This is a genomic window from Streptomyces sp. NPDC030840 (assembly GCF_055572015.1).
In genome coordinates this window covers 33127-59253 of sequence record NZ_JBVIEE010000022.1, presented here as the reverse complement: position 1 = coordinate 59253, position 26127 = coordinate 33127, and the positions used below count along the sequence as shown (strand labels likewise).

Genomic DNA, 26127 nt, shown 5'->3' with positions numbered 1-26127 from the left:
CGGGATGGTGCCCCGGCGTCAGACACGTGTGAAGCCCCTGGTAGGAACGGGCCTGCCAAGATCACGTTCCGTACAGCCAGAGGCTTCACGTGCCGTCCAGTATCACCTGCACCGCTGTCCTGGATGTCCGCAGGGAGACTGCCGGGCATCTCGCGATGCTGCTGCTTGCCGTGCGGGCCGACGGCAAGAACCTGGTCGGCCACGCGGGCGTGGTGCTGCTGCGGAAGGTCGCCGACCGCGCCGGCCTGGCCGCCGCGCTGAGCGCGGCGTTGCCGAAGGGGCACCGGGCCGGGCTGGCGGGATCGGGGCATGGCGCTGGGCCAGCTGGCCTGTGCGATCGTGCTCGGCGCGACGAACATCCTGGAGGCCGAGCAACTCCAGTACCACTGGCGGCCGGTGTTCGGGGCGGGCCGGTCTCGGACAGCACCCTGCGCCGCGCCCTGGCCGCGATGGACGCCCCGGTCGCGGCCAGGGTGGAACGCGCCCGCGCCGCGATCCGCCGCGTGGTGTGGACGCTGTTCGCCCTGCGCCCCGGCGGCTTCCCCTGGATCTCGGTGTGCGGCCGAAAGCTGACCGGCTGGTACGTCCTGGACCTGGACGCGACCATCGTCACCTGCACCAGCCGGAAGGAAGGCGCGGCGGGCACCTTCAAGGGAAGCTTCGGCCACATGCCGCTGGGGGCGTGGGTGGCCAACAGCCGCGAGTGCGTCGCCATGCTGCTGCGGCCCGGAAACGCGCCGCCCAACGACGTCGCCGACCACAAGACGGTCCTAGCCGCCGCACTCGCACAGCTCCCGCTGCCGCTGTGGTCGAAGCTGCTGATCCGGATCGACGGCGCGGCCTTCAGCCACGACGTCCTGGACCACCTCCAGACCCTGACCACCAGCCGGCGCCGGGTGCGCCGGGTGACCGGCTGGGCCATCAACGCCACGGACGAGCAGGCTATCGCCCTGCTGCCGGAGAACGTGTGGACGGCCGCGCTGCGGCAGGACGGCGAGGTCCACGAGGTCAAAGGTCCCGACGGCGAGTGGCTGTCCTACCAGGTTGCCGAGCTGACCGGCCTGCGTGAGCGGACCGGCAGGGATGCGTCTGATCGTGCGCCGGGTCAAGCCCTCGTGGCGGGATGTGAAGAAGCTGACCGCCTTCGAGAAACGCACCGGCTGGCGCTATCAGATCATCGCCGCGAACGTCCCCCTCCACCAGGGACTTTCCGGGGTACCGGGTTCCGGGCAGGTGTGGTTCGTGGACGCCCTCTACCGTGATCACGCCGAGGTCGAGGGCCGCGCCAAAGCCATCAAGCGGATCGGCCTCGGACTGCTGCCCTCGAAGTTCTGGCAGATGAATGCCGCGTGGGTGCTGGCCGCCACGATCGCCGCCGACCTCGACGCATGGACCCGGCTCCTCCTCCTGCACGACGAACCCGAACTCGCCGCCGCGGAGCCGGAGACGATCCGTATGAAGCTCTACCACCTGCCCGCCCGGCTCACCGCCCACGTCCGACGCCGCACCCTGCACTTCGACCGGACCTGGCCCTGGGCAGCAGCGTTCACCACCGCCTGGCAGCGGGCCACTCAGCTTCCAGCCCTCACCTGACGGCCGGCCACCACCGAAGACCAGGAAGGAGAGGAAACCCCCGTCTCGGGCCCGTGGAACCCGACGCCTCCGCAGCGTCATGCGATGGCCCCTACACCGACCGGTCGGACAAACCGGGGCAAGACTTCGGATCAGCGAGACCGATCAGGCCGCTGACGAATCGAGGTTGGTCCAGCGGTCGGTTGCGGAAGGCTGCGACTTGTTCGTCGAGGTGGCGGGCCATCGCCGAGACCTGCGACTTCGACAGCTGCGTGACGCCGAGGGATTCGGCGAGCTTCTCGACTCGGCGTGCGCTGAATACGGGCAGCCAGAAGCCGGGGCAAACCCCCGGATCAGGTCGAACCCGTACACCATCTCCATGGACGAAACCAGGGGAGGCCTCTATAGCCGGGCAGATCACCCTGAACCAGGGGTAAGAACTCCGGAGTTCATTCCACTCGTTGCGTCCGCACCACGGTGGTACACCTTGAGCGCGGCCGCGGACTCTTGCCGTCGGCAGCGCGTACAGGAAGGGTGGATGGACGTGACGAAGTCGATAGACGAACACGTTAAGCATTTTGATATTCGCGACGCCGCCTTTGACGATCCCGAACTGGTGTACAAGGTCTACGAGGCAATGCGGACGATCGGCGCTATTGTTCCCACTGACCAGCTCGACTTCAGCGGGCGCTTCAAAGAAACACTTCAGGTGATTGGCTATGCGGAGTGCCTCCAGCTTCTGAAGGATTGGCGGCGCGTATCGAACGATCCGCGAAACGCGTTCGATAATATTTCCGAGATCGAGGGCCGGGCGGATCTCCCAGTCGACGACAGTGCGACGCCCATCAGTACTGATCCGCCGGTTCAGAAGGAGCTTCGAAAGGTCTTGAGTCCGTCCTTCACTCCTGAGCGGATGGTCGCGCTCGAGCCAAAAGTTCGAGCGGTGGCGAACAGGCTCATCGACGAGTTCATCGAGGAAGGCAAGGGCGACCTCGCGGATTTTGCATGGAAACTGCCGAGCGAGATCTTGTTCGCTGAGTTCCTTGGCTTCCCGGCCGAGCTGCTCGGCGAGGCGCTGGCGGCCCAAGGCGCAAGTTTGCTCGCGTCGGACGCGGCGGAGCGAGACCAAAGTGCCGCTAGAGTCTTCGAGCTCATCGCTGATGTGCTGAAGGAGCGCGTGGGCCAATCTCCGCGTGATGACATCGTCGACGACCTGCTCAATGCCGAGATCGGCGGGCGCCCCCTGACAGTGGGCGAGAGAATGGCCAACGCGACACTGCTGGTCGCAGCCAGCCTGGAAACGACATCGAACGCGCTTTCCGCCGCCTACTACTGGCTGGCGCATCATCCCACCGAGCGGAGTCGCCTGGTCGCGGATCCTGCACTCCTGCCCGCCGCGGTAGAAGAGTTCGTTCGATATTCGGGTTCAGTACACGGCTTGCCGAGGTACATCACGGCGGACGTCGAAATCTGCGGGTACGGCTTCAAGCGAGGTGACGCTGTCATCGTGAACTACGCGGCAGCAAATCGCGATGAAAATGAGTTCGCGGATGCCGGGAAATGCATCATCGACCGTGAGCCAAATCGGCACCTCGGGTTCGGCTTCGGCACGCATCGCTGTCTCGGTGCGCCCCTCGCGCGGCTCGAGCTACGCGTCGGTTTTTCGGAGGTACTTCGGCGCCTTCCGGATTACCGGATCGCAAATGAAGACACGTGTGAGTTCAGTGGCTCATCCTTCACGCGCGGCTACCAAGCCCTGCCGGTGGCCTTCACTCCCGGCCGACGTGAGCATTCGTGACGCACAAGGCGGAGGCCATTTGCGACGTAAGCCTTGATGAAAGGTGAATGCAAGGTGGGTACGTACGAGACGGATCACGATGCGGACCGTACGCGTAGGTGTCTCGAGTCGTACGCCGATCGCTATTGTGAGGTGCTGCTCAGCCACTCGCCTGGAAAGTTGCCGCTCGACCCGCAGGTGCGCATGACCGCGAACACCATTGTCATCCCTGTCGGCGAGGGTGTCCTGTGGCGGGCGATGACCAAGGCTCCGGACAGCTTCCGGGTCGACGTCATCGACGTATCCGAGCAGATCGCGGTCGGTGGGCTGCTGGAGGTTCGCGGTCGGCCCTACCTCGCCGGGTTACGCCTCAGAGTCGCGAATAGGCGGATCACCGAGACCGAGCAGCTCGTCACGGACATGATCCAGGCGGCCGCGCGGCCGCGCGGCCGAACGTCGAGCGACCGCGTAACGCAATCAGCCGCGGGTAAGCGTTCGTCATTGCTCGATGGGCTGGCGGGCTCGTGTCCTCGTTGTTGGCCGCCCGCTTGAGAGCTGGGCGTGTGTCCTCCACGGTGCGCGTTAATGCGGCGACGAAGACCGCACCAGTCGCGTCGAGCAGCGCGGCGATGCTCCCGGCCTCGGCGGCCTCCCGTAGCCGCATGTCACGTTCTTGTCCGGGGAAGCGTCAAAGAGGCCGTCCGGCGGCAGTCTGCTCGCTCGTCCATGGCGCTGTGAAGAGCATCGGGAAGCGCAGGCCCAGCCACGGTTTGCGGCCCCAGACGACTACCTTGGCGCGGGCCATGGCGGTGGGGGCGGTCCAGCGGCCCAGGGCGAGGAGGAGGAAGGCGACGGGGTCGATGGCGATCGTGCAGTCGGGCCGCCGGGGCGGGGTGTCGGTGACCGTGGGCACGCCGTCCGCGAAGGTGACAGCGCAGCGGTCGGGGCCGATGCGCAACAGATAGCACGCATGGTGGTCGGCCGCGCCGGCGTTCACTACACGTGGCATGGCAAGTCGTATGAAGGGCAGCGTGAACGCGACCACTTCCCGGTTGACCATGTGGGGCCCCCGCAGCGCGACCGCGATGTCGTATCCGTGCACGAGCAGGTGCGTGAGCAGGTACGAGCCCAGGGTGGCCAGGTTCATCGGCCCCATCGGCGTCAGCACCGCTTCCCGCGGACTGCGGCCGGCCGCGGCCGCGACGAAGGCCCGGGCACTGTCCGCGATCTGCGCGCCGAGGACCGCCGGATCCCGCTGCGGGAAGACTGCCAGAGACGCGCGGTTGGCCTCCGCGAGGCCGCTCGGCGTCCCATTGCCGTAGGGGCGGTCCTCGCCCGCCCCGATGTCCGCCATCAGCTTCCCTGCCAGCGCGAGGTGCGCCGCCGCCTCTCCCACCGTCCACTCTGCGCCCCGCAGCGGCGTGTGCGGGTCGGCTCCCGCCTGCAGCAGCTCCGCGATCTTGTCGGCAGTGGCGACAATGGCATCCTCGGGTGTCATGAGCGCGATCATGTCGGTGCTCAGACCTGCTGTCAGTGCCCCGTCGGCCCCGCTCCCGCCTGTACCTGAGGAACCACTTACCGGGGGTACGGCGTTCATGATCAGGTTCTGGCAGTGAAGGGGCCGTCTCGGTCAGGAACGAACTCCACGGTTTCCTGCACGAGAAGGGAGCCTTGGCGAGGCGATCACGCGGGAGTTCCGTGCTGGAGCGCTGGCCAGGGCAATCGCCCGGTCCGTTGGGTGAACCGCCGCCCCGCCCGTGCCGGCCGGCACCATGACGTTGCCCAGCAGGTGGCTGCGCTGCACCGTGGGTAGGGTCCGGCGAAGGCGGACGAGACGTCGGTCGGCCGTTTCCCGTAGGTTGAGGTGCCTGACCGCCCTCACGGTCAGTCGAGGGTGGTGGTGGAGCCGGACAGCGACCAGTCGGGCGCGACAACGGCCCCGACCGGCGCAAGGTCCTTGACCGTACGACCTCCGGCAACGGCACCATCATGCATGTCGCCCAGGACGACCTCCCCTTCGGCGGCGTCGGCGCCAGCGGGATGGGCACCAGCCGACGAGGGAGCCGGTGTAGCCGCCGTCGGCCCAGACGAGGGTGACGTCGCGGTGCAGGCGGCGCAGCCGCCTCAGCAGGCCAGCCGCGGCGCCCCGGTCGCCGATGTTCGCGGCGGTGACCGCGACGACCAGGAGCAGACCGAGGGTGTCGGTCACTCACTGTCCAACCGGTCGGCACGCGCCTGAAGGTGCGACCGCGCCGACACCACCGGATCTACACCCCGACCCGCCCGTTGCGCCCGTGGGACGTCCTGGACGAAGCGGCACTGCCACGACGCCCTCGGCCGGTACACCGACGAGCTGGGCACGGCGCAGCATCGGTGACGGGTGCCCGCATCCCGGCCCCCCAGCCCAGGCGGGGGCCAACGGTGAGTGCAGGACCGCTGACAGATCGCCACACGTTCTTACCGCACCAGGAATGGGACCTGTCCGGGCTGGCTGCAGCCGGGCTTCACCTGAACTGGCGATACCACGACACCAGTTGCACCTGTTGGCGTCAACGAAACCGGCGCTGAGCTGCATGGAGCCCTCTTGGCTAGCCTCGCGCCACAGTCGCTCCCCTAGAGAACTGGGGATCGTGTGTGTCGAGTGAAGGCTGCGTGTCTGGGTTGTGGCCACTGATGCCGGCGCCCGGCCGCGCGCGGACGCGAGCCGGGGACAGGAGGCGGTGTGCCGTCAGCAGCTCTCGTCGTCCTTCACCGCGTACGTGCAACCGCTCCAGGACCAGCTCCAGCAGACGCCGCGGCGCCCGGTCGGCCACCAGAGGGTCGGGAACTCGCTCGGCACGGAATGGTCGAACCCGGGATCGGTTAACTCCAGCCACAGAAGAAACTTCCAGTCGATGCGCCCGCGCACGGCAGCGGCCGCCTGGCGATCCGACAGGCCCTCCACGAACTGCAGCACCGACACGAGCGCCAACTGATGTGGCGGCCAGGCGGGTTGACCACGTTGTGGGAACAGCTCCCACCAAGTCCTCGTCGGCGAACAGCGGCCCGAGCGCCTCCCGGATCCGCATGCACAGACAGCCCTTGGGAAAGGCCAGCCGGGCCACCTCGGCGGTCTGGGCCGGAACCTCGCCCGGCAGACGTGGACGCAGCGACATCTCGATCACCTCACGCTCGCGCCCCCACGCCGATCCGGCCATCATCCCGCCACCGCGGTCACTCCGCTCGGACGCTACAGCTTCATTTCCGTGTCATGGCCGCTGCTCCAGCCTCGGGCTCGCAGTCACCGCCGCCCGGAGTCGCCTGATCCATTTTGGGCCCATTGCTGCCGCCCAGCTTCTTCTCCGGGAGGAGAAAGGCGAGTACGAGGCCCAGGGCGAACAACGGCGCCATGTATCGGAAAACCGGGGTCAATGCCTGCTGATAGGCAAGGATCACGGCGTTCTGCACCTTGTCCGGCAGAGCGTGGACGAGAGTCGGCGTCAATGAGTCGGTGGACCCCACCACCTTGGCGTCCGCAGTGGAGAGTCGATCGGCGAGCTGGTCAGTCAGGCGGTGGGTGAACAGGGCGCCGACTGCGGCGGTGCCCAGGGTGGCTCCGATCTCGCGGAAGAAGTTGTTGGCGGAGGTGGCTGTGCCGACGTCACTCGGCGGGAAGGCGTTCTGCACAGCCAAGACGAGGTTCTGCACGATCAGGCCAACACCCGCGCCCAACAGGAACAGGTAGCCACAGACGACAACGATCGAGGTGCTGGTGTCGAGCGTGGACATGAGCAGTACGGTGACGCCGACGACCGCGGTGCCGAGGATCGGGTAGATCTTGTAGCGTCCAGTCCTGCTGATCAGCTGGCCCGACGGGAGGGCAGTGGCCATGATGCCGACGACCATGGGGATGAGCAGCAGCCCGGACTCGGTCGCGGTCTTGCCGTACACCATCTGCAGGTAGGTCGGCATGTAGCCGATGGCTGCGAACATCCCGACACCGATGACGACCATGCCGAGCAGGGTGGCGATGCTGAAGATCCGGTTACTGAACAGCCGCAGCGGGATGATCGGTTCAGCCACGCGGCTCTGGGAGAACAAAAACAGGGCCCAGGCCACGACGGCGCCGACGGCGAGGCCGAGGACGAGCGGGTCGGTCCAGGCGTAGTCGGTGCCGCCCCAGTCGGCGACGAGCACGGTGCAGGTGACGGCGGCGGCCATCAGCGCGATACCGACGTAGTCGATCGCGACCCTGGTGCTACGGCGGGGTAGGCGCAGCGCGAACGCTGCGACCGTGAGGGCGAGCGCGCCGAGCGGCAGGTTGATCCAGAAGGCCCAGCGCCAGCCGATGCCATCGGTGAACCAGCCGCCGAGCAACGGCCCGACGACCGAGGCCAGCCCGAAGACGGCGCCCATCGGAGCCATGTACTTGGCGCGTTGGCGCGGCGGCACCAGGTCGGCGATGATGGCCTGCGACGTGATCATCAGGCCTCCGCCACCGAGACCCTGCACGGCACGGCCGATGATCAGAACGGTCATGTCCTGCGCCATTCCCGCGGTTGCGGAGCCGACGATGAAGACAGCGATGGCGCCGAGGAAGAGTGTCTTGCGGCCCATCAGATCGCCGAGGCGGCCGTATACGGGCATGGCGATGGTGGCGGCGAGGATGTACGCGGTGGTCACCCAGGCCATGTGGTTCACGCCGTGCAGTTCACCGACGATGGTCGGCAGCGCGGTGCTGACGATGGTCTGGTCAAGCGTGGCGAGCAGCATCGCGGTCATCAGGCCCGCAAATATCAGGCCGAAGTGTTGCGGAATCCCGGAGGAGCCCTGCTCCTCCTTCTCCGCCGGGGTCGGTCCACTCATAAAGGGTTCCTCAATTCGATGGGGGAACGTCGCACAAGGACGGGCTCAGTCGGCCGACAGGGTGTGCAGGAGATCCAAGGCGCGTTCCACGTAGGGAATCGGAGAGTCGTCCGTGGCGCTTCCCGGTACTGCACGCGACCAGCGCTCCAGACCGCTGCGCACCGCGGTCAGTGCGACGGCGGCGATCATGCTCGGCACCTCGTCGCCAGGCCGCTGCCCCATCCGTTGGGCGACCACGTCGGCGATGGACCGCTGAAAGCCGTCGATACGTGCCAACATCGCGGCCAGTACGGGGGGATGGCTGTCCGCCAGCGCGAACACGTCGTGCATCAGCGCCCGCTCCGGCGGGTTGTCGGTCATCTCCCGCACGAGCAGTTGGGTCACATCCGCGAGCAGGGTCCGGGGAGATGCGGTGCCGGCCGCGACAAACTCCGCGGCCAGTGCCGGGGGCACCTCCTTCGGCCCCAGCAGTAGGGCCTCCTCCTTGTTCGGGAAGTAGTTGAAGAAGGTGCGGGGTGAGACCCCGGCCTCCGCGCTGATCATGTCGACCGTGACCTTGCCGAAGCCGTGTTTCCGGACAAGCCGCAAGGCGGCCGTGTGGATTTCACGCCGTGTCTCGCGGCGCCGTCGGTCGCGCAGACCTTCACCTGGGGATGCCATGCCGCAATTCTTGCATACTCTGCAAACTTTGCGGACTATGCAAGATGTGAAGCTCATGGCTCGCCCGGGCTGCCGGGCATACCGCCACCGCAGTAGAGACGGATGCCGCAGCTGGGTGACGAGCCGCTGTCGTGGCGCTGCCTACGCTGTCCGCATGCGAACGATCGGTCAGCTTGGTCGCGCGGCGGTCCGTAGCCGACCGGGAGAGGCGCGCCTCGTCGGGTACGTGGCCATGGCATCTTTGGTGACCGCGTGCGGCGATCCCACCCGCTTTCCCCGGTGGCCCAGCCTGCTGGACATTGCTTTCGCCTGTCTGGCGAGCATCGCGTTGCCGGCCCGAGGTCGCAGTGCACTCGGCGTGCTTGTGACGGTCTCCGGGTTGTCCGTGGCCTACCAGGCCTGTGGGGCCCGTTCTTTCCCGCGCTGCCGCCGCTCATGGTCGCCCTGTACGCGGTCCCGCTGCACTCCGGTCGGCGTCAGGCATGGACCGCTGCTGTCCTCACGGTGACCGCCATGGCCCTGGCGGCCGCGTTCTTCCAGCCAGGCCCGTTGCCGGGGCCACAGCGCGTGGGAGCCGTCGCGTGGATGGGGCTGGCCACAGTCGTCGGCGACTCGGTCCGTAACCGCCGCGCCTACGTCCGGGCCCTTGAGGAAAGGGCAGAACGAGCCGAACGGACGCGCGAGGAGGAGGCCGCCCGCTGCGTGGCCGGTGAACGAATGCGGATCGCCAGAGAACTTCACGACGTCGTCGCGCACGAACTCACGCTGATCAACGCCCAGGCTGGGATCGGCGTCCATGTCGGAGGGAACGATCCGGTTCAGATGGCCGAGCTCCTTGAGGCCATCAGGGACGGTTCGAAGGGCGCGCTCGGCGAGCTGCGTTCCATCGTGGGACTCCTGAGCCAACCCGGGGACGCGGTGGCGCCACGCGAACCGAGCCCAGGACTCGTTCGGCTGGAGGATCTCGTGATCTCTTTCGACCGAGCCGGCCTGCGCGTGGACGTGGACCGTGACGGACCGGAACGGGCGACACCGTCTGCGGTGGATGTGGCGGCCTATCGGATCGTGCAGGAAGCGCTGACCAACGTGCGCAAGCACGCGGGCGTGGACGCTGCCGGGGTACGGCTGCGCTACAGCCACGACGTGCTGCACGTCACCGTGGAGAACGACGGTGACCCTCTACGGCCCCAGAGCGAAGGCGACAGCACGGGTCGCGGCCTGATCAGCATGCGCGAGCGAGCCGCCGCAGTGGGGGGAAGCACGGCGATCGGCCCACGCCCCGGCGGCGGATTCGTCGTGGAGGCATGGTTGCCGTTGAGCAGCGCGCAGAGCACGGAACGCGAACGAGTGAGGAACGAGGGCGCCCGATGACGATCCGGGTCCTGCTGGCGGACGATCAGGCGCTGCTGCGCGGCATGCTCAGACGGCTTGTCGACAACACTCCGGGCATGGAGGTGGCCGGCGAGGCAGCGGACGGTGCCGAGGCGGTCGAGCTCGTACGGGCTCAGGGCGCGGACGTGGTCCTCATGGACATCCGGATGCCCGGAACCGACGGCATCGAAGCCACTCGGACCATCGCAGCTGATCCCGCCCTCGGCGAAGTGAAGGTGCTGGTCCTGACCACGTTCGAGATCGACGAGTACGTTGCGGAGGCGGTCCGGGCGGGAGCGAGGGGTTTCATCGGCAAGGGCGCCGACCCCGAGGACCTGCTGGCGGCGATCGAGACCGTCGCGGCCGGCGAGCCCATGCTGTCAGCAGCGGCAACGGCCGCCCTCATGGCCCGTTTCCAGGCTCACGCCCCGCGCAACTGGGCGAAGGAGACTGAGCGCTTGGCGGAACTCACGCCACGAGAGCGCGAGACGTTGGTCCTGGTGGCGAGCGGCCTGACCAATGACGACATCTCCGAGCGACTGCAATTGAGCCGACACACCGTCAAGACGCATGTCAACCGGGCCATGACCAAGATCGGTGTCAGTGAGCGGGCGCAGCTTGTGACGATCGCCTACGAGAGCGGATTGGTGCAGCCGGGCGACATGCTCTGATACCGCGTCCGGCCCCCGAACGCGGTAGGCGGCTGTATGCATAACGCGCCCGCGGTAGGCGCGAAGCACCGCGGGCGGCTGATGACCGGGCGACCGGACGCGAGAGAGGCTGGGGCAGGTCGCCGGAGGCCAGGATTCGGCCATGAGGCGACTGTCACGACTCCGTCCATTCCCAGAAATGAGACCTGTCTCGATGTCCTGGCTGTCTCGGGGCAGTCTGGCCAACCGCAAGTTGGCCACATTGATCACGATCATCGTCGTTGCCTTCGGAGCGTACGCCGCCTCGTCCCTCAAACAGCAGCCGATCCCCAACATCTCCTTCCCCGCGGTCACCGTGACCGCCACCTATGCGGGAGCCTCGCCGCAGGTGGTGGAGGACCAGGTCGTCAAGCCGATCGAGGACGCCGTCAAGAGCGTCGACGGAGTCGAGACGGTGACCTCCACGTCGAGGCAGGGCTCGGCCTCCGTCCAGCTGCAGTTCGACTACGACGCTGATGTCGACACCAAGGCGAACGACGTCCAGCAGGCGCTCTCGAAGAGCTCCGCGAGCCTGCCCGACAACGTCGACCCCGAGGTCCAGAAGGGCAGCAGTGACGACCAACCGACCATGACGCTGGCCGTCACCTCCGACGAGGATCAGCAGGACCTGGCGAAGGTGCTCGAGGACAAGGTTGTCCCGGAGCTGAAGGCCGTCGACGGGGTCAACCAAGTCACGGTCACCGGTGAACGCGACCGGAATGTCGTCATCACCCCGGACTCCGGCAAACCTCAGGACGCCGGCCTGACCGTCCAGTCGATCAAGAGCGCGCTGACGTCGAACGGCTCCACCTTGCCCGGCGGATCCGTGAACTCCGACAAGAAGTCGCTCAGCATCCAGATCGGCGGTGCCCTGACCTCCGTACAGCAGGTCAAGGACCTGTGGTTGAGCGCGGAGACCGGCGCCGGCAGCGCCTCGGGGGCGAGTGGTCCCGGCGGCGCCGCGGCAGGCACGTCCTCGACCACGGGTTCCACGGGTTCCGGTTCCTCCAGCCCGGTGCAGCTCGGGGACGTAGCCACGGTCGAGCTCAAGGACTCCGACGCCACCACGCTTACCAGGACCAACGGCAAGGAGAGCCTCGGCGTAGCAATCACGATGGACCAGGACGGCAGTTCGTCGTCCATCTCCCAGGACGTCCGCGGGAAGCTGTCCGGCCTGGAGAAGGACCTCGGCCACGATTCGCGGATAACCGTGGTCTCCGACAACGGCCCGCAGGTTCGGCAGGCCGTCGTCGGCCTGTTCGAGGAGGGCCTGCTCGGTCTGCTGATGGCGGTCGTCGTGATCGTCGTCTTCCTGCGCTCCGTCCGCTCCACCCTGGTCACGGCCGTCTCGATCCCGTTGTCCCTGCTCATCGCGCTGATCGCGCTGTGGACGAAGGACTACTCGCTCAACGTCCTCACTCTCGGAGGCCTGACCCTGGCGGTCGGCCGGGTCGTCGACGACTCGATCGTGGTCCTGGAGAACATCAAACGCCACCTCGGCTACGGCGAGGACAAGCGCACCGCCATCCTGACGGCGGTGCGCGAGGTATCCACCGCGGTCACTCTCTCCACTCTCACCACGGTGGCGGTGTTCGTGCCCATAGCCCTGGTCAGCGGCCTGGTCGGGGAGTTGTTCGGACCGTTCTCGATCACCGTCGTGGCGGCGATGCTGGCATCCCTGCTTGTCTCGCTCACTATCGTGCCCGCGCTCGCCTACTGGTTCCTCAAGCCACCGAAGGAAGCCGAGGCCGCCGACCCCGAGGAGTTCCGCAGGAAGGTCGAGGAGGAGGAACGAAGCGGCACCCTGCAACGGGCGTACGTCCCCGTCATCGACTGGGCCGTTGCCACCGCAAATCCGTCCTGGGCATCGCGGCCGCCCTGCTCGTCTTCACGTTCAGCCTGACTGCAGGCCTCAAGACGAGCTTCCTCGGCGACTCCGGCTCGAACTCCGTGAGCGTTACCCAGACCCTGCCCGAAGGCAGCAGCTTGCAGGCTACCGACGCCGCGGCCAAGAAGGTTGAGAAGGTCATCTCCGCTGTCGACGGGGTCGACTCCTACCAGGTCACCATCGGCTCCTCGGGCGGCTTCGCCGTCATGGGCGGCGGCAGCAGCGCCAACAGCGCCTCGTACAGCATCGCCGTCAAGGACGGGGCTGATTCGTCGGCAGGCGAGGACACACTGCGGGACAGGTTCCACGCCCTCAAGGGCGCCGGCGACCTGACGGTCGGATCCAACAGCGGCTTCGGGTCCAACAACTCCATCCAGGTCGATGTGAAGTCCGACGACGACGCGAACCTCAAGACCGCCACCGACAAGATCGAGAACGCGCTCAAGGGCCTCAAAGAGGTCACCGACGTCAGCAGCGATCTCTCCACGCAGTCACCACAGATCAGCGTCCGGGCCAAGGGTGAGGAAGCTGCCTCGTACGGACTGACCGACACGAGCATTGCCTCAGCCGTGAGCGAGGCTGTGCAAGGCAACACCGTCACGCAGACCGTCGACGGCTCGGCGCGCGACGTGCTCGTCAAGACCACCTCCACCGCACCGAACAGTGTCAGCGGCCTTGAGGCGCTGAAGATCTCGACATCTCACGGGGAGGTCCGGCTCGACAAGGTCGCCACGGTCACGCAGACCCAGGCACCCACCAAGCGCCAGCGCGTCGATGGTTCCGGTGACGCCGCTGTCACCGCCACCCCGGCCGGAGACAGCACAGGCACTGCCAGTGCGAAGGTGCAGCAGGCGATCGACAAGCTCGACCTGCCGTCCGGCGTGACGTACGAGATGGGGGGCGTGACAGCCAGGCAGGGCAGTGCCTTCAGCCAACTCGGCTTGGCCATCCTGGCCGCGATCGCGATCGTCTTCCTGCTGTTGGTCGGAGTCTTCCGCAGCATCCGCCAGACCCTGGTGCTGCTGGCCTCCATCCCATTCGCCTTCACGGGTGCGTTCGCCCTGCTGCGCATCACCAACACTCCGCTGGGCGTGGCGGCGCTGATCGGCATGCTGATGCTCATCGGGATCGTGGTCACCAACGCCATTGTGCTGATGGACCTCGTCAATCAGTACCGAGCCCAGGGCATGAGCATCCAGGAGGCCTGCGCGAGGGCGGACGACGCCGGCTCCGCCCGATCTTGATGACCGCGTTGGCGACCATCTTCGCGCTCCTGCCCATGGCCCTCGGCATCACCAACTCGGGCGGCTTCATCTCCAGGCCGCTCGCCGTGGTGGTCATCGGTGGCCTCTTCAGCTCCACCCGGCTTACCCTGGTGCTCATCCCGACCCTCTACACAATGGTCGAGACCCGCCGCGAGCGCCGCACACAACGCCGTGCCCGCCGGGCCGCGCGAAAGCCCGCGCCAACGGCACAGGAGAACTCCACGCTGCAGCCGCAGCCGTAGGAGCTCAAGAAGAAGAGGTCGTGTGTGCGGGGGCTCAATCGGCCACCCGCACACACGCGTTGGCCGGGCCACCCCGTCGATCCTTGTCAGGAAGCAGCGAAAGCCTGTGAGTCGTCGGCGAAAGCCTTGAACTCCAGGGCGTTGCCGGCCGGGTCGAGGAGGAACATCGGGGAGTGTAAATCTAACGGCGGATCCGACGATCACGGGAGAGACGTCAAGTGACCGACACCGCCGTGGATTTGGAGACCGTGGAGCCTGTCGAGAGGGCCCAGTGGGGGCAGCCTGCGTCCGTGTCCGACGAGCAACTGGTCGCGATGCTGGTGGAGCGGGGCCGGTCGGAGGGGCTGCAGCTGACCAAACGGGTCCTGGAATCCGCCCTGGAAGGCGAGATCACCGATCACCTCGGTTATGAGAAGCACGACCCGGCAGGGAAGAACAACGGCAACAGCCGCAACGGCACCCGTGCCAAGACCGTGCCGACCGACGTCGGGCCGGTCGAGGTGAAGGTGCCGCGTGATACCGCCGACAGTTTCGAGCCGCAGAGCGTCACCGAACTCACCCTCCACCTCCCCGCGGACATCTCGGTGACCAGCGGGAGAGGCAGGCGGCGACTGTTCACTACTTCGAAGCGTTGCTGGCGATGCCGTCGTGCATGAGCAGCAGACCGCTGACTCCTCGGCGATCGAGGCATGGGATGTGCCCGGCCGCGTGGTGCGCTTCTTCGACCGCCGCGGTGCCGGTGGCGGGCTGTGGTCGACGGCCCTGTCCTGCCGAGTAGACGCCGTGACGGCGGTTGGAGAGTGGTCGCAGCGGCCTTCACAGCTGAACCGTTGACGACCGAACGGGCCCACAGCGCTCCAGTGTTCGCGATGGGCCCGGCCGTCATGATACACGGCAGACCGGAACCCTGCCGCGGACATGGTGTCACCCCCGGCTGTCGGTGGGTGCGAGGACGATGTCGAAGCGGACCTGCGTCCAGGTGCCGTCGATGACGCGCCCGTCCGGCGTCGGTGTGCCGGCAGGACGCCGCTCGAAGTCCTTGACGAGGGACTCCTTGACGCCGAAGACGGTGTCGGAGTCGAGCAGTTCGTCGCCGCTGACGAAGATGTGGGTTACCAGGGTCCGGCACTGCGGGGCCTCCACCATGAAGTGGAGGTGCGAGGCGCGCATCGGCGAGCGTCCGGTCGCGGCCAGCATCTTGCCGACCGGCCCGTCGTGCGGGATCGGGTATGGAGTCGGTGTGATGCCCCAGAAGCGGTAGCTCCCGTCGGCGTCCGTGAACAGGTGCGCGCGGGCCGCGACCCGGTCGTCGTCGTACTGGACGTCGTAGAAGCCGTCCTCGTCTGCCTCCCAGACCTCGATCTTCGCCCCGGGAATCGGGTTGCCGTGGGTGTCGCGCACGGTTCCCTCGATCCAGCAGGGCTCGCCGGCGGCTCCGAAGGACATGTCTCCGCCTGGCTCGATCCTCGGGGAGCCCTCGACGAAGAAGGGTCCGAAGACGGTGGCCTCGGTGGCGTCGCCGTAGGCCTCGTTGTTGATCGCGATGGTCTGCATGGACGCGCCGAGGGTGTCCGAGAGCAGGATGAACTCCTGGCGTTTGTCCTCGGTGAGGTGGCCGACGGCGGTGAGGAACTCAATGCCCTTGGTCCACTCCTCCTCGGTGAGGCGGACCTCGCGCAGGAAGGCGTGGAGGTGTTTGACGACCGCCTGCATCAGCTCCTTGAGGCGGGGGTCCTGGCAGGAGTCGAAGGAGCGCTGCACCCGCGCGATCAGGTCTTCCTCGCGGGCCGCCTGCTCCGACGACACATCGTGGAGGGTCATGCGGGGTCACTTCCTTCCCAGGCCGCGCGCAGCAGCGCGGTGAGGTTCTCCTCGGTCACGGGGGTGGGGTTGTCCGCGGGAATCGCGGCGAGGACCGGCGCCACCGCGCGGGCGATGCCCTCCTCGGGCATGCCGTAGTCGCGCAGCGCGCGCGGGGCGTTGAGGGTTGCGCGCAGTGCGGCGAGTCCGGCTAGCGCCGTCGGGCTGCCGAAGGCCTCCGCGACGCGCCGTTCGGTCTCGGGCACGGCCGGGGCGTTGAAGGCGAGGACGTGCGGCAGGACCACCGCGTGGGTCTGGGCGTGCGGGAGGTTGAACATGCCGCCCAGCACATGGCAGATCTTGTGGTGCATGCCCGAGCCGGCCGAGGCGAAGGCGACGGCGGCCAAGTAGGCGCCGTAGAGCGTCTGTTGGCGGCCGTCCAGGCCGGTCGGGTCGGCGGCCACGGCGGGCAGGCCGCGGGCCAGGCCCCGGATGCCCTCTCCCGCCAGGGCCCGGTCGATCGGGTCGGCGCGCGGAGCCCACATGGAGTCGACGCAGTGGGCCAGGGCGTTGAGGCCGCTGGCCACGGACATCTCCACCGGCAGGGTCAGCAGCAGCGAGGCGTCGTAGACGATCGAGCGCGGCAGGACCCGTGGGTCGACGCCGGTCGTCTTCACCTCGCCGTCGGTCAGGCCCCAGACGTTGGTCGCCTCCGAGCCGGCGTAGGTGGTGGGGACGGCCACGATGGGCAGGCCGGTCGTCAGTGCCACCGCCTTGGCCAGGCCGGTCGTGGAGCCGCCGCCGACGCACACCAGCGCGTCCACCGCGGCCTCCGCTGCGGCCTTGCGGGCGCGTTCGGCGGTCTCGACGGGGACGTGCATGACGACTTCGTCGTGGCGCACCGCGACCGGTAGGTCCGCGGCGACGCGGTCGGCGAGGGCCGCCTCCGCCGGCGCGGCGATCAGCATCACGTTCGTCGCTTTCAGCTCGGCCACCTCGGCAGCCACGGCTGTCGGCGCCGCGCCGGGGGCGAAGACGACTCGCTGCGGCAGGGTCTCGTGGACGAACTGCACGGTCACGCCTTTCCGAGGAGCTGGTGGAGGGCTTCGCGCAGTGCCGCTTCGGGGTCGTCGGTGAGGCCCATGGAGCGCCAGGCGATGTGCTTGTCGGGGCGTACCAGGAGTGCGCCGGACTCCTCGACCTCGCGCAGCTTGGCCCAGTCGTAGTAGAGGTCCGTGACCTCGCGGCCGGGGCCGATCACCACGGTTTCGAGCGGGATGCCGAGGTCCTGCGCGACCTTGTCGGCGGCAGCGGCCCAGTCCTCGCCGGCGATGCCCGTGAGCAGGGTCCAGCGGGTGTACGGCGCCAGGTCCATCAGGGCGAGCTTGGTGACGTTGTCGCCGACCCAGGCGTGCGGGAGGTGCGCGCCGGGGCTGGTAGACATGACGTAGTAGAGGTCCTCGTCCTTGCTCGGGGTGGGGCGGGTGCCGTCGGAGACGATGGCGGCGGACTCGTAGAACTGTCCGAGTTCGACGCCGTGCGCGTTGAACTCGTAGTTCTTCGTCTCCATCGCGGTCACGAGGGCGGCCCGCTTGGCGGCGCCCTCGGGGGTGTTGGCCTTGCGCTCCTCGATCAGAGCGCGCATCTCGTCCTCGTCCTTGGCGTCGAGGACGCCGAGGGCCTGGAAGATGTCGATGAACTCGCGGCTGGACTTGTTGGCGCGGGTGACGATCCGCTTCGCGACGGGCGCCCGCTCCGCCGAGTACGTCTCCAGCAGCGACGGGTCGGCCTGCCCGCGCAGCACGGCGGCGAGTTTCCAGGCCAGGTTGTAGGAGTCCTGGACGCTGGTGTTGGAGCCAAGGCCGTTGCTCGGCGGGTGGCGGTGGACGGCGTCGCCGGCGCAGAAGACGCGGCCCTTGTGCAGGTGGGTGGCGTACATCTCATTGTTGCCCCAGAGGCTGGTGCCGGTGATCTCGACGTCGAGGTCGGGTATGCCGAGCAGCTGGCGCACGATGCGGATCGCCTCGGTGTCGTCGACCACGGGGGGCTCGGAGTTGATGTCGTAGCCCCATACGATGAGCCACTCGTTCCAGGGGCGGACCATGCGCACCAGGCCGGCGCCGATGCCGCCGACGTTGGCGCCCGGCTGGATCACCCAGTACAGGACGGAGGGCCGGTGGCCGACGTAGGAGGCGATGTCGGCCTTGAAGGTGATGTTCATCGAACCGGCGATGTCCATCGCGCCCTCGTAGGGCAGGCCGATGTCCTCGGCGACCCGGGAGCGGGCGCCGTCGGCGCCGATCAGGTACTTCGCCCGGATGTCGTACTCCTGGCCGGTGAGCCGGTCACGGACCCGTATGGTGACGGCCGTGTCGTCCTGGGTGTGGGAGAGGTACTCGGTGGAGAAGCGGGTCTGGGTGCCGCGGACGGTGGCGTTCTTGACAAGGATCGGTTCGAGATAGGTCTGCGGGATGTCGACGGTGAGGCAGGGCGAGGCCAGCCGGTAGTCCGCCTCCCGGTCCGGGCGCGTGCCCCAGGTGTGGATACGGCCGATCTCCTCGCCGGCGATGGAGGTGCAGAAGACGGTGTCACCGACGAGGCCGTGCTCGGTGGCGTCGGCCAGTACCTGGTCCTCGATCCTCATGTCGCGGAAGATCTCCATCGCCCGCTGGTTGGTGATGTGCGCCCGGGGCGTGTTCGCGGTCCACCGGTACTTGGTGATCACGATGTTGTCGATCCCGAGGGTCGACAGGAACAGCGCCGCCGAGGCACCGGCCGGGCCGGAGCCGACGATCAGGACATCGGTCTCGACGTGCGACGATGCCGGAAGCTCGGTCGCGCGTTGACCGTCGTTGAACTCGGGCATGGGGTCTCTCGCCTTCTTCTCGCGGTGTGCTGAAGGCAGCTTGCCCCCGGTTTCGGCGGCATCCGGCGGGATGGGCTGGAGGACGGCCGAAATCCGTATGTCGGCGCTGTTTCCCTTGCGCTTCGTTCAGTCGCGCTTTGCTGCGGTACGGCGCAACTCGCCCGCCGTGACCCCGAATCGGGCGTGGAAGGTCTGTGAGAAGTGAGCGACCGAGCTGAATCCACACATGGTCGCCGCCGACGCCGTGCGCGACTGGGCGGCGTCCGGTCCCGTCAGCATGCCGTAGGCGAGTTCGAGGCGCCGTCCCAGCACGTAGCGGGGAAACGTGGTGCCTGCCTCCGCGAAGACACGGGTGAGCTGACGGACGCTGATGCCGACCGCTTCGGCGACCTCGGGGGCCGACAGGCGTGGATCATGCAGTTGCTCCTCGATGCGGGCGCACGCGAGGGCGCGGTGCACGACGGGCCTCCGGGTGGCACCCCCGCTCACGAGCGCGGACGCCAGGTCGACGATCGCCTGCTCGTCGGGCCGGATCGCGGCCTCGCCCCCGACGGAGCGGCCGACCAGGCGGGCGAGCGCGCGGCCGTAGGGGTTCGCTTCGCTGCTGCGGACGATGAGCGGTTCTCCGAGTGCGGCCCGCTCCGGCAGCGCCTCGCGATGCACCCGTGTCGCCAACTCGTCCAGACCCTGGCCGAAACCGCGGACGAAGCTCCCGTCCGCGTCACAGACCACGATGTCGCCGGGACGGACGACCTGGCGTCGGCCTGCCTGCTGGAACAGCGCCTCCCCGCGCAGGGAGACGTAGATGGCGACGGAGCCCGTCGGCCGCCGTTCGACGAGGTCGGCGGAACGCTCCACGATGTGGGCCGTGGCGCGGACGCGCGCCAGATGGACCCGCCCGAGGGCGAGGTTGTCCTCGCGGGCCCGGAAGTCCTCACCGCCCGGTGTGCGGCACTTCAGCGCGATCAGGGCGTCGGCGTTGTGCTCCTCCCAGGCCCGCAGCCGCTCGGCCGACGGCACATGAGCCGTCGAGAACGCCTGCGCCGGGCGGGGCGCCGCTTCGGGTGTGGGTGCGGGGTGCATGGCTCCGAGAGTAAGACCGTCAACCCGGATTCCCGACCCGTCGGGCGAAGAAGGCGTTGAACCGGGTCATGACGGGTCTCGATCGGGCCCTCAAGGGTCTCGGTCAGGCCTAAACCGTGAGTGCGGCCATCGCACGATCGAGCAGCAGTGATGAGGGCACCGTGGCCTCGCACGCCACCCAGGCTGCGACGGCCGCGTCGAGGCAGGCGAGTGCGGATCCGACCAGGGCGTCTGACCGGGGGTCCGTGAAGCCGTCTGTGCCATCGCTCAAACGGCGGGAGACCTCCGGCAACAGGGCCTCGTGCCAGCTCAGCTGTTTCTCCCAGTAGCGGGCACGCAGTGACGGGGTCTCTCTGATCATCCGCAGGTAGCGGAGCGATTCCTGCGGTGCCTCGTCCCACGCCCCGGTGATGACGTGGAACGTGTGCCGAAGTGCCTCCCAGGGCGCCTCATTCTCGGGCCGGGAGGAGAGGACGTCGGCGATGTCGCGGACTCGGTCCTTGAGGTCGACCAGGACGATGTCCTCTTTGGTTCCGAAGTGCCGAAACAGGGTGGCGCGTGACAGGCCGGCCTCGCCGGCGATCTGGTCGACCGTCGTCTGGTCGAACCCCTGCTCGGCGAAGAGCCGGAGCGCCACCTCGGTGACCTCGGCCCGGACCGATGCACGCTGCCGGTCTCGCAGGCTCGGGCGCTTGGTCCGGGATCGGTCGACGGCAGCGGTCACCCTTGGAGGGGGCATGAGTAAGACGTGGTTCGTCACCTGATCCTCGCGAGGCTTCGGCCGCGAGTTCGTGGAGGCTGCACTGGCACGCGGCGACAAGGTCGCCGCTACGGCTCGCGACGTTGACTCGCTGGCCGACGTCGTCATGAGGTACGGCGATGCCGTCCTGCCGCTCCCGCTCGACGTGACCGACAAGGCCGCCGTGACCGACGCCGTGCAACGCGCGCACGCCCACTTCGGCCGGCTCGACGTGGTCGTCAACAACGCCGGCTACGGCCCGCTCGGCGCGGTGGAGGAACTGACCGAACAGCAGGTCCGCGACCAGTTCGAGACCAACTTCTTCGGCGCGCTGTGGGTGAGCCAGGCGGCACTGCCCCTCCTGCGCGCCCAGGGCAGCGGCCATATCGTGCAGATCTCCACCGTCGGTGGCCTGGCCGCCTTCCCCACCCTCGGTGGGTACAACGCCTCCAAGTGGGCGCTGGAGGGGATGAGCGAGGCCCTGGCCCAGGAGGTCGCCGGCTTCGGGATCAAGGTCACCCTCGTCGAGCCGGGTGCCTCCGCCACGGACTGGGACGGCCCCTCGGCGGCCGCCGCCTCACCGCTTGCGGCCTATGACGACGTGCGCGCGGCCCTGCGCGCCGCATTCGAGGGAGGACAGGGCGACCGGAAGGCCGTCGGCCCGGCGCTGCTCAGCGTCGTCGACTCGGACAACCCGCCGCTGCGCGTCTTCTTCGGCACCGCCCCGCTGCAGATCATCCCCCACGTCTATGCCGAGCGGCTCAAGACCTGGGACGAGTGGGCGGACGTCGCCAGGCAGGCCCAGGGTTCCGCAAGCCCCTCCCACACCGACACCACATCGAAGGAAAACTGACCGTGACCATGAACCAAGCGCCGATCCTTGTCCTGGGCGCCCGCGGCAAGACCGGCCGCCGCGTAGTGGCCCGCCTGCGCGAACTCGGCGTACCCGTCCGCGCCGTCTCCCGTTCCACCGGCACCCCCTTCGACTACGGCGACCCGGCGACCTGGGGCCCGGTACTGGACGGCGTCCAGGCCGTCTACATCGTCCCGATCACCGAGTCGGTGGACGGCGCCGAGGTCTCCGCCCCATCCGGCGAGCCGCCGAGGTCTCCGCCCCATCCGGCGAGCCGCCGAGGTCTCCGCCCCATCCGGCGAGCCGCCGAGGAGGGCGTCCAGCGCATCGTGCTGCTGTCGGCCCGCGGGGAAGGCGGGAGAGCACACCCGACCCAGGAACCGACCGAAACGGTGGTACGCGAATCCGTCCCGCAGTGGACGATCCTGCGCGCCGCCTGGTTCGCGCAGAACTTCACCGAGGACGTCTCCCTGGAGCCGGTCAGGGCCGGAAACCTGGCACAGCCCTCCGCCGAGGGACGCGAGGCGTTCGTCGACGTCGCCGACATCGCGGACGTCGCCGTCGCCGCGCTCACCAGCGACGCCCACACGGGCCGCGTGTACGAACTCACCGGGCCAGAGGCACTCTCTCCCCGGTCGGCCGTGCCACGTACCTGGACATCCTCGTCCAGCAGGGATTCCCGGACGAGGCCGCCCAGGCGGTCACGAACCTGATGGAGTCGATCGCCCACGGAGTCGGCGACAGGGTCACCGACGACGTCCGGCGCGTCCTGGGCCGCCCGCCGCCCCTCTTCGCCGACTACGCAAGGAAGCGGCCGCATCAGGCGCGTGGGTTCCTGGCGGAACGGCCGGTCGTCGCCGCGTGAGGCGGACGGCGGGAACCGGCAGCACGGCATGTCGCCGCCGGGACGGCTCTCGGAACCGCGTAAGCGCGAGCTCTACGAACCAGTCCTCGAGCTCCTGCATGAGGTGGGCTACCAGGGCCTGTCGATGCCGGCGCTCGCTGCCCGGGCACGCTGCAGCACTGCCACCATCTATCGCCAGTGGCAGGGCAAGGCGGGACTGGTGATCGCCGCGCTGACCAACCGTCAACCCGAACCGGCGGCGAATGTCGACACCGGTTCGCTCGCCGGCGATCTGTACGCGCTCGTGCGTCGGCTTCCGGACGTCGCATCGGGAGAGATCGAGCTGATGGCGGCGCTCGCGCATGCCGCCATGCGTGAGGAGGACGTCGCGAAAGCGATGCGCGACGCGCGAAGGGCCACCCGTGTGGGTAGCCCTTCGCTGACGATCGTCATCTCGGCTAATCCGTCTGTGGCACGAAGGCCGGCGGAAGGCACGCCGAGATCTCCGGACGTTCCAGCAGCGGCGCCAGTGCCTTGGCCAGCTGCTCCTGGTCCGCGGCGGGGAGCGTTTCGAGGAAGCGGTCGATGACGCTCCGGTTCACGGCTTCGAACCCTCTGATGGCGGTACGGCCGTCGTCGCTGATCCTGATACGCTTCATCCGCCGGTCGGTCGGATCCTCGCGGCGTTCGATGAATCCGCGGCGCACCAGACCGTCCAGAGACCGGCTGATCGCCCCGAGGGAGATCATCGCGAACTCAGCCGCCTCCTTCACGCTCAGCTCGGTGTCGATCTCGTCGAGGTGGTGCAGCACTCGGATCTGGGTGGTTGTCAGCTCGAGTGCGTCAACGGTGTCGAACACGTTGACCGTCGCCTCCCGCCCGAAGTAGGCGATGAGGGCGAAGAGGCTCGTCGACAGATCGGGTCTGGCGACCTCGCCGGACCCGGATGACCCGGTACCGATTGATGCGTGCATGCACGCAATTATTGCAGGCGTGCCGCGGGGCTTCAACTACGACAGCGTTGATCCTCACCCGGCGACGTCGAGTTGCAGCACCAGCGGACTCGTGCGCGTCCGCAGGCCCGGGAGGATCTCCTTGAGCAGTGCGTCGAGCCCTTTGCGTGTGCTGACGGAGTACGCTTCGCAGCCGAAGCCGGCGGCGAGCGCGGTGGCGTCGAGTTCGGGGAATCCTCCCCATGGCCCGTTCCCGCCGGCGTTCGCCGCGAGCCGATCCATCACGGCGTATCTCCGGTTCCTGACGACCACGGCCAACGCGCCGATGCCGTAGTGGGCCGCAGTCCACAGCGCTTGCACGGTGTACGCTGTGGAGCCGTCGCCGAGCACTGCCACGACGGGTCTGTCGGGTAGGGCCATGCGAAGCCCGATCGCGCCGGCGAGACCGAAACCGAGCCAGCCGGATCCGTTGCTCACGAAGGACAGCGGGGTGGTGGCGGGAATCGCCTCGACGAGTTCCAGGCGGGTGGACGGCGACTCCTCGACGAGGATCGCGTCCTTGTCCACGTGCTCGGCCAAGGTCGCGAACGCCGCGGCCGGTGTGAGCTCCGCCGAGCCGTCGACCACGGCGGCCGGTCGGCTCTGCCAGGGCCCGGGCGTCCGCGCCCGCAGAACGGACGCGAGGGTGCTGCAGGTGCTCGCGAGATCGCCGAGTACTGCCACGTCGCATCCGCTGCGGTGGGCCTCCTCGGGGACGGACGTCAGGACCGCGAGACGGGTGCCGGCTGCGTAAGTCGGTACCGCCTCGTCGTACAGGTAGCCGCGCAGCATGCTTGCGCCGATCGCCAGGATGGCGTCGTGCCCGTCGAGTGCCGAACGCACGGCGCCGCGCTGCCACGGGAGATCCCCGCGGTACGCGGGGTGGTCATGCGGGAAGCCCTGACGGCTGGCAAACGGTTCCTGCCAAACGGGACAGCCGAGCCGCTCGACGAGAGTGACGACCTCGTCCCACGCGCCGTCGATCGCCGCTCCGGAGCCGATGACGGCGACCGGATTGACGGATTCCTCGAGGAGGGCGACGAGCGGCTCGAGCTGATCGGGCGTCACAGTCCGTCCTAGCACGACGGTGCGCGGGGCTCCGGTCGCCAGCGGATCAGCCGGTTCGGACCAGTCGCTGAGCGGTGCGACCACGACGGCCGGACCAGCACCTGCTGCGGCCTCGTGATGAGCACGGGCGACGGCCGCGGGAAGATCCTGCGGCCGGGCCGGTGTCGTGGACCAGACTGCGTAGTCTCCCAGCAGGTTCTCCAGGCCGCTGGCGCTGAGGAACGGACCGCCGGCGATGTGGCGCCGGTCCTGCTGTCCGACGAGCACCACGAGCGGGACCCGCGCGGCATGGGCATTGGACAGGGCACCGACGGCATTGCCGAGGCCGGCGGACGTGTGCAGGTTCAGCAGCGCCGGTTTGCCGGTTCCCATCGCGTAGCCCGTGGCGATTCCGGCGATCGCGCCCTCGTGCAGGCCGAGCACGTACCGGAAGTCGGCGGGAAGATCGGTCAGGAACGGGATCTCGGTGGACCCGGGATTCCCGAACACGGTGGTCGATCCGAGGTCGCGCAGGACATCGAGAGTCGTGTCGCGCACCGAAAAGGTCATGAGGGGCTCCCGGGGATGCCGAGCGCGAGTTCTCCTGTGCCGGGGACGAAGCCCGGAGGCGGTCCCAGCCAGAATCCCGACTCGGGTGGATCGGCGAGGTCTTGCGCCGCGGTCCGGTCGACGACGGATTCCCATGCGTCGGCGACCTCGTCGACGGACGGGGCGGTGAGGCGGACGCCGTCGGTCTGGCGGTAGAGCACCTCGTGCAGGTGTCCCTCCTCGGCGACGACGTTCTTTCCCGATGCGGGGCAGTCGGGATGGACGAGGTAGGCGGCGATGGGCGCGACGCGGTCGGGCGAGCGTCGCTCGATGACCTCCGGACTGAGCGGCGGGATGTCCGCCAGGCGCGCCGACATCGTGAGCGCGCCGGGGGAGAGGGTGTTGACGGCGATGCCGTCCTGCGCGCCCTCGAAGGCGAGGGTACGCGTGAGCCCCCAGATTCCGGATTTGACGGCGCCGTAGACCGAGCCGTAGCCCGCGCCGAGCATCGCGCCGGACGTCGTGTTGAGGATGCGGCCGCCTCCGTTGCGCAGGAGATGCGGCCACACGGCACGGCACATCCAGATGGTGCCGTAGAGGTGGACGTCGATCATGCGCGTGATCTCGTCGGGCTGCAGTTCGAGGAACTGGGCGAAGCGCATGACACCGGCGTTGTTGATGAGCGCGTCGACCCGGCCGTACGCGTCCAGCGCCGTGGCTACGACTGCGAGCGCACCGTCCTCGGTGGCGACCGAGTGCGTGTCGACGACCGCCGTGCCGCCGAGGTCGCGTATCTCCTGCACGACGGTCTCCGGGTGCGCGGCGAACGTTCCCTTGCCGTCCGGTCCGACGCCTAGGTCGTTCACGACTACGCAGGCGCCAAGTCGAGCGAGAAGAAGAGCGTAGGAGCGGCCCAGGCCCGGGCTACCGCCGGCACCTGTGACGATGACAACCTGACCATCGAAGTTCACTTGTTTGTTTCCTTTGCCGAGGGCGTCATCGCCACGGGTTGGCGGGCACCGTATTCGTGCTTGATCATCAGTGC

General features: G+C 68.3%; 20 protein-coding genes and 6 pseudogenes. 12 read left to right on the top strand and 14 right to left on the bottom strand.

Annotated features, from left to right (window positions below):
- The first annotated feature begins 89 nt into the window (after positions 1–89).
- Together ACZ49J_RS34850 and ACZ49J_RS34845 are read left to right on the top strand one after the other, a co-directional pair.
- Positions 90–1262 carry a transposase gene (locus ACZ49J_RS34850; RefSeq protein ID WP_467454538.1) on the top strand — a complete coding sequence of 391 codons (1173 nt, stop codon included), beginning with the start codon at positions 90–92 and terminating at the stop codon, positions 1260–1262.
- Entirely contained in the window at positions 1243–1593 is a 351-nt protein-coding gene (locus ACZ49J_RS34845) for a transposase (RefSeq protein ID WP_467454537.1), read from the top strand. Before ACZ49J_RS34850 ends, ACZ49J_RS34845 begins: the two co-directional genes overlap by 20 nt.
- A 169-nt stretch (positions 1594–1762) precedes the next feature.
- Here the strand turns inward: ACZ49J_RS34845 and ACZ49J_RS34840 are convergent.
- Positions 1763–1888 (bottom strand): annotated as a pseudogene (locus ACZ49J_RS34840) (transposase); the annotation flags it as partial.
- 222 nt (positions 1889–2110) lie between these two features.
- On the opposite strand from ACZ49J_RS34840, the gene ACZ49J_RS34835 reads away from it, so the two are divergent.
- Both ACZ49J_RS34835 and ACZ49J_RS34830 read left to right on the top strand, forming a co-directional pair.
- Complete coding sequence (locus ACZ49J_RS34835) at positions 2111–3370, top strand: cytochrome P450 (RefSeq protein ID WP_467454536.1); 1260 nt, start codon at positions 2111–2113, stop codon at positions 3368–3370.
- A 54-nt stretch (positions 3371–3424) separates the two neighbouring features.
- Entirely contained in the window at positions 3425–3901 is a 477-nt protein-coding gene (locus ACZ49J_RS34830; protein ID WP_467454535.1) for a hypothetical protein, read from the top strand.
- Positions 3902–4037: 136 nt separating this feature from the next.
- Here ACZ49J_RS34830 and ACZ49J_RS34825 read toward each other — a convergent pair whose 3' ends face one another.
- The 5 genes and pseudogenes from ACZ49J_RS34825 to ACZ49J_RS34805 all read right to left on the bottom strand — a co-directional run bounded on the left by ACZ49J_RS34825 (position 4038) and on the right by ACZ49J_RS34805 (position 8854).
- Complete coding sequence (locus ACZ49J_RS34825; protein ID WP_467454534.1) at positions 4038–4847, bottom strand: maleylpyruvate isomerase family mycothiol-dependent enzyme; 810 nt, start codon at positions 4845–4847, stop codon at positions 4038–4040.
- A gap of 489 nt (positions 4848–5336) precedes the next feature.
- Positions 5337–5558 (bottom strand): transposase, encoded by a 222-nt coding sequence (locus ACZ49J_RS34820; protein WP_467454532.1) that lies wholly within the window; start codon positions 5556–5558, stop codon positions 5337–5339.
- 603 nt (positions 5559–6161) lie between these two features.
- Positions 6162–6504, bottom strand: a pseudogene (locus ACZ49J_RS34815) (transposase); the annotation flags it as partial.
- Positions 6505–6586: 82 nt separating this feature from the next.
- A complete protein-coding gene (locus tag ACZ49J_RS34810) occupies positions 6587–8194 on the bottom strand; it encodes an MDR family MFS transporter (RefSeq protein ID WP_467454530.1) in 1608 nt (535 codons plus the stop codon).
- Positions 8195–8239: 45 nt separating this feature from the next.
- A complete protein-coding gene (locus ACZ49J_RS34805; RefSeq protein WP_467454529.1) occupies positions 8240–8854 on the bottom strand; it encodes a TetR family transcriptional regulator in 615 nt (204 codons plus the stop codon).
- A 513-nt stretch (positions 8855–9367) separates the two neighbouring features.
- On the opposite strand from ACZ49J_RS34805, the gene ACZ49J_RS34800 reads away from it, so the two are divergent.
- The 4 genes and pseudogenes from ACZ49J_RS34800 to ACZ49J_RS34785 form a co-directional block, all read left to right on the top strand.
- The gene (locus ACZ49J_RS34800) at positions 9368–10225 is read left to right on the top strand and encodes a sensor histidine kinase (RefSeq protein ID WP_467454528.1); all 858 of its coding nucleotides are present in this window, start codon (positions 9368–9370) and stop codon (positions 10223–10225) included.
- On the top strand, positions 10222–10896 hold the full coding sequence (locus ACZ49J_RS34795) for a response regulator (protein WP_467454527.1): 675 nt from the start codon (positions 10222–10224) through the stop codon (positions 10894–10896). Before ACZ49J_RS34800 ends, ACZ49J_RS34795 begins: the two co-directional genes overlap by 4 nt.
- 193 nt (positions 10897–11089) lie before the next feature.
- A pseudogene (locus ACZ49J_RS34790) lies at positions 11090–14309 on the top strand (efflux RND transporter permease subunit).
- A gap of 314 nt (positions 14310–14623) precedes the next feature.
- Positions 14624–14857: pseudogene (locus ACZ49J_RS34785) on the top strand (transposase); the annotation flags it as partial.
- A 376-nt stretch (positions 14858–15233) separates the two neighbouring features.
- Here ACZ49J_RS34785 and ACZ49J_RS34780 read toward each other — a convergent pair.
- The 5 genes from ACZ49J_RS34780 to ACZ49J_RS34760 form a co-directional block, all read right to left on the bottom strand.
- Positions 15234–16130, bottom strand: a complete 897-nt coding sequence (locus ACZ49J_RS34780; protein WP_467454526.1) for an intradiol ring-cleavage dioxygenase — start codon at positions 16128–16130, stop codon at positions 15234–15236.
- Positions 16127–17182, bottom strand: a complete 1056-nt coding sequence (locus ACZ49J_RS34775; RefSeq protein WP_467454525.1) for a maleylacetate reductase — start codon at positions 17180–17182, stop codon at positions 16127–16129. The genes ACZ49J_RS34780 and ACZ49J_RS34775 overlap by 4 nt, the downstream gene beginning before the upstream one ends.
- Before the next feature lie 2 nt (positions 17183–17184).
- Positions 17185–18975 carry an FAD-dependent oxidoreductase gene (locus tag ACZ49J_RS34770; RefSeq protein WP_467454524.1) on the bottom strand — a complete coding sequence of 597 codons (1791 nt, stop codon included), beginning with the start codon at positions 18973–18975 and terminating at the stop codon, positions 17185–17187.
- A 126-nt stretch (positions 18976–19101) separates the two neighbouring features.
- The gene (locus ACZ49J_RS34765; protein WP_467454523.1) at positions 19102–20058 is read right to left on the bottom strand and encodes a helix-turn-helix domain-containing protein; all 957 of its coding nucleotides are present in this window, start codon (positions 20056–20058) and stop codon (positions 19102–19104) included.
- A gap of 109 nt (positions 20059–20167) precedes the next feature.
- Positions 20168–20782 carry a TetR/AcrR family transcriptional regulator gene (locus tag ACZ49J_RS34760; RefSeq protein WP_467454522.1) on the bottom strand — a complete coding sequence of 205 codons (615 nt, stop codon included), beginning with the start codon at positions 20780–20782 and terminating at the stop codon, positions 20168–20170.
- Positions 20783–20795: 13 nt separating this feature from the next.
- Between ACZ49J_RS34760 and ACZ49J_RS34755 the strand changes: the two are divergent.
- From ACZ49J_RS34755 to ACZ49J_RS34740, 4 genes and pseudogenes are all read left to right on the top strand, one after another.
- A pseudogene (locus ACZ49J_RS34755) lies at positions 20796–21650 on the top strand (SDR family NAD(P)-dependent oxidoreductase).
- An 8-nt stretch (positions 21651–21658) separates the two neighbouring features.
- Positions 21659–22363 carry an SDR family oxidoreductase gene (locus ACZ49J_RS34750; RefSeq protein ID WP_467454648.1) on the top strand — a complete coding sequence of 235 codons (705 nt, stop codon included), beginning with the start codon at positions 21659–21661 and terminating at the stop codon, positions 22361–22363.
- On the top strand, positions 22363–22515 hold the full coding sequence (locus ACZ49J_RS34745; RefSeq protein ID WP_467454521.1) for a hypothetical protein: 153 nt from the start codon (positions 22363–22365) through the stop codon (positions 22513–22515). Before ACZ49J_RS34750 ends, ACZ49J_RS34745 begins: the two co-directional genes overlap by 1 nt.
- A 28-nt stretch (positions 22516–22543) precedes the next feature.
- Positions 22544–22714 (top strand): annotated as a pseudogene (locus ACZ49J_RS34740) (helix-turn-helix domain-containing protein); the annotation flags it as partial.
- Positions 22715–22952: 238 nt separating this feature from the next.
- On the opposite strand, the gene ACZ49J_RS34735 reads toward ACZ49J_RS34740, so the two are convergent.
- The 3 genes from ACZ49J_RS34735 to ACZ49J_RS34725 are packed head-to-tail and all read right to left on the bottom strand — an operon-like array spanning position 22953 to position 26053.
- On the bottom strand, positions 22953–23468 hold the full coding sequence (locus tag ACZ49J_RS34735; protein WP_012999289.1) for a MarR family winged helix-turn-helix transcriptional regulator: 516 nt from the start codon (positions 23466–23468) through the stop codon (positions 22953–22955).
- 54 nt (positions 23469–23522) lie between these two features.
- Positions 23523–25103 carry a thiamine pyrophosphate-dependent enzyme gene (locus ACZ49J_RS34730; RefSeq protein ID WP_467454519.1) on the bottom strand — a complete coding sequence of 527 codons (1581 nt, stop codon included), beginning with the start codon at positions 25101–25103 and terminating at the stop codon, positions 23523–23525.
- On the bottom strand, positions 25100–26053 hold the full coding sequence (locus ACZ49J_RS34725; protein WP_106437233.1) for an SDR family NAD(P)-dependent oxidoreductase: 954 nt from the start codon (positions 26051–26053) through the stop codon (positions 25100–25102). Before ACZ49J_RS34725 ends, ACZ49J_RS34730 begins: the two co-directional genes overlap by 4 nt.
- Between the last annotated feature and the right edge of the window lie 74 nt (positions 26054–26127).

Bases quoted from the DNA above. Each gene is read 5' to 3' on its own strand.
- ACZ49J_RS34745 (WP_467454521.1), top strand. From the start codon at position 22,363: ATGGAGTCGATCGCCCACGGAGTCGGCGACAGGGTCACCGACGACGTC.
- ACZ49J_RS34810 (WP_467454530.1), bottom strand. From the start codon at position 8,194: ATGAGTGGACCGACCCCGGCGGAGAAGGAGGAGCAGGGCTCCTCCGGG.
- ACZ49J_RS34750 (WP_467454648.1), top strand. From the start codon at position 21,659: ATGAACCAAGCGCCGATCCTTGTCCTGGGCGCCCGCGGCAAGACCGGC.
- ACZ49J_RS34730 (WP_467454519.1), bottom strand. From the start codon at position 25,103: ATGACCTTTTCGGTGCGCGACACGACTCTCGATGTCCTGCGCGACCTC.
- ACZ49J_RS34835 (WP_467454536.1), top strand. From the start codon at position 2,111: ATGGACGTGACGAAGTCGATAGACGAACACGTTAAGCATTTTGATATT.
- ACZ49J_RS34780 (WP_467454526.1), bottom strand. From the start codon at position 16,130: ATGACCCTCCACGATGTGTCGTCGGAGCAGGCGGCCCGCGAGGAAGAC.
- ACZ49J_RS34735 (WP_012999289.1), bottom strand. From the start codon at position 23,468: ATGCACGCATCAATCGGTACCGGGTCATCCGGGTCCGGCGAGGTCGCC.
- ACZ49J_RS34770 (WP_467454524.1), bottom strand. From the start codon at position 18,975: ATGCCCGAGTTCAACGACGGTCAACGCGCGACCGAGCTTCCGGCATCG.
- ACZ49J_RS34800 (WP_467454528.1), top strand. From the start codon at position 9,368: ATGGCCCTGGCGGCCGCGTTCTTCCAGCCAGGCCCGTTGCCGGGGCCA.
- ACZ49J_RS34765 (WP_467454523.1), bottom strand. From the start codon at position 20,058: ATGCACCCCGCACCCACACCCGAAGCGGCGCCCCGCCCGGCGCAGGCG.
- ACZ49J_RS34795 (WP_467454527.1), top strand. From the start codon at position 10,222: ATGACGATCCGGGTCCTGCTGGCGGACGATCAGGCGCTGCTGCGCGGC.
- ACZ49J_RS34805 (WP_467454529.1), bottom strand. From the start codon at position 8,854: ATGGCATCCCCAGGTGAAGGTCTGCGCGACCGACGGCGCCGCGAGACA.
- ACZ49J_RS34825 (WP_467454534.1), bottom strand. From the start codon at position 4,847: ATGACACCCGAGGATGCCATTGTCGCCACTGCCGACAAGATCGCGGAG.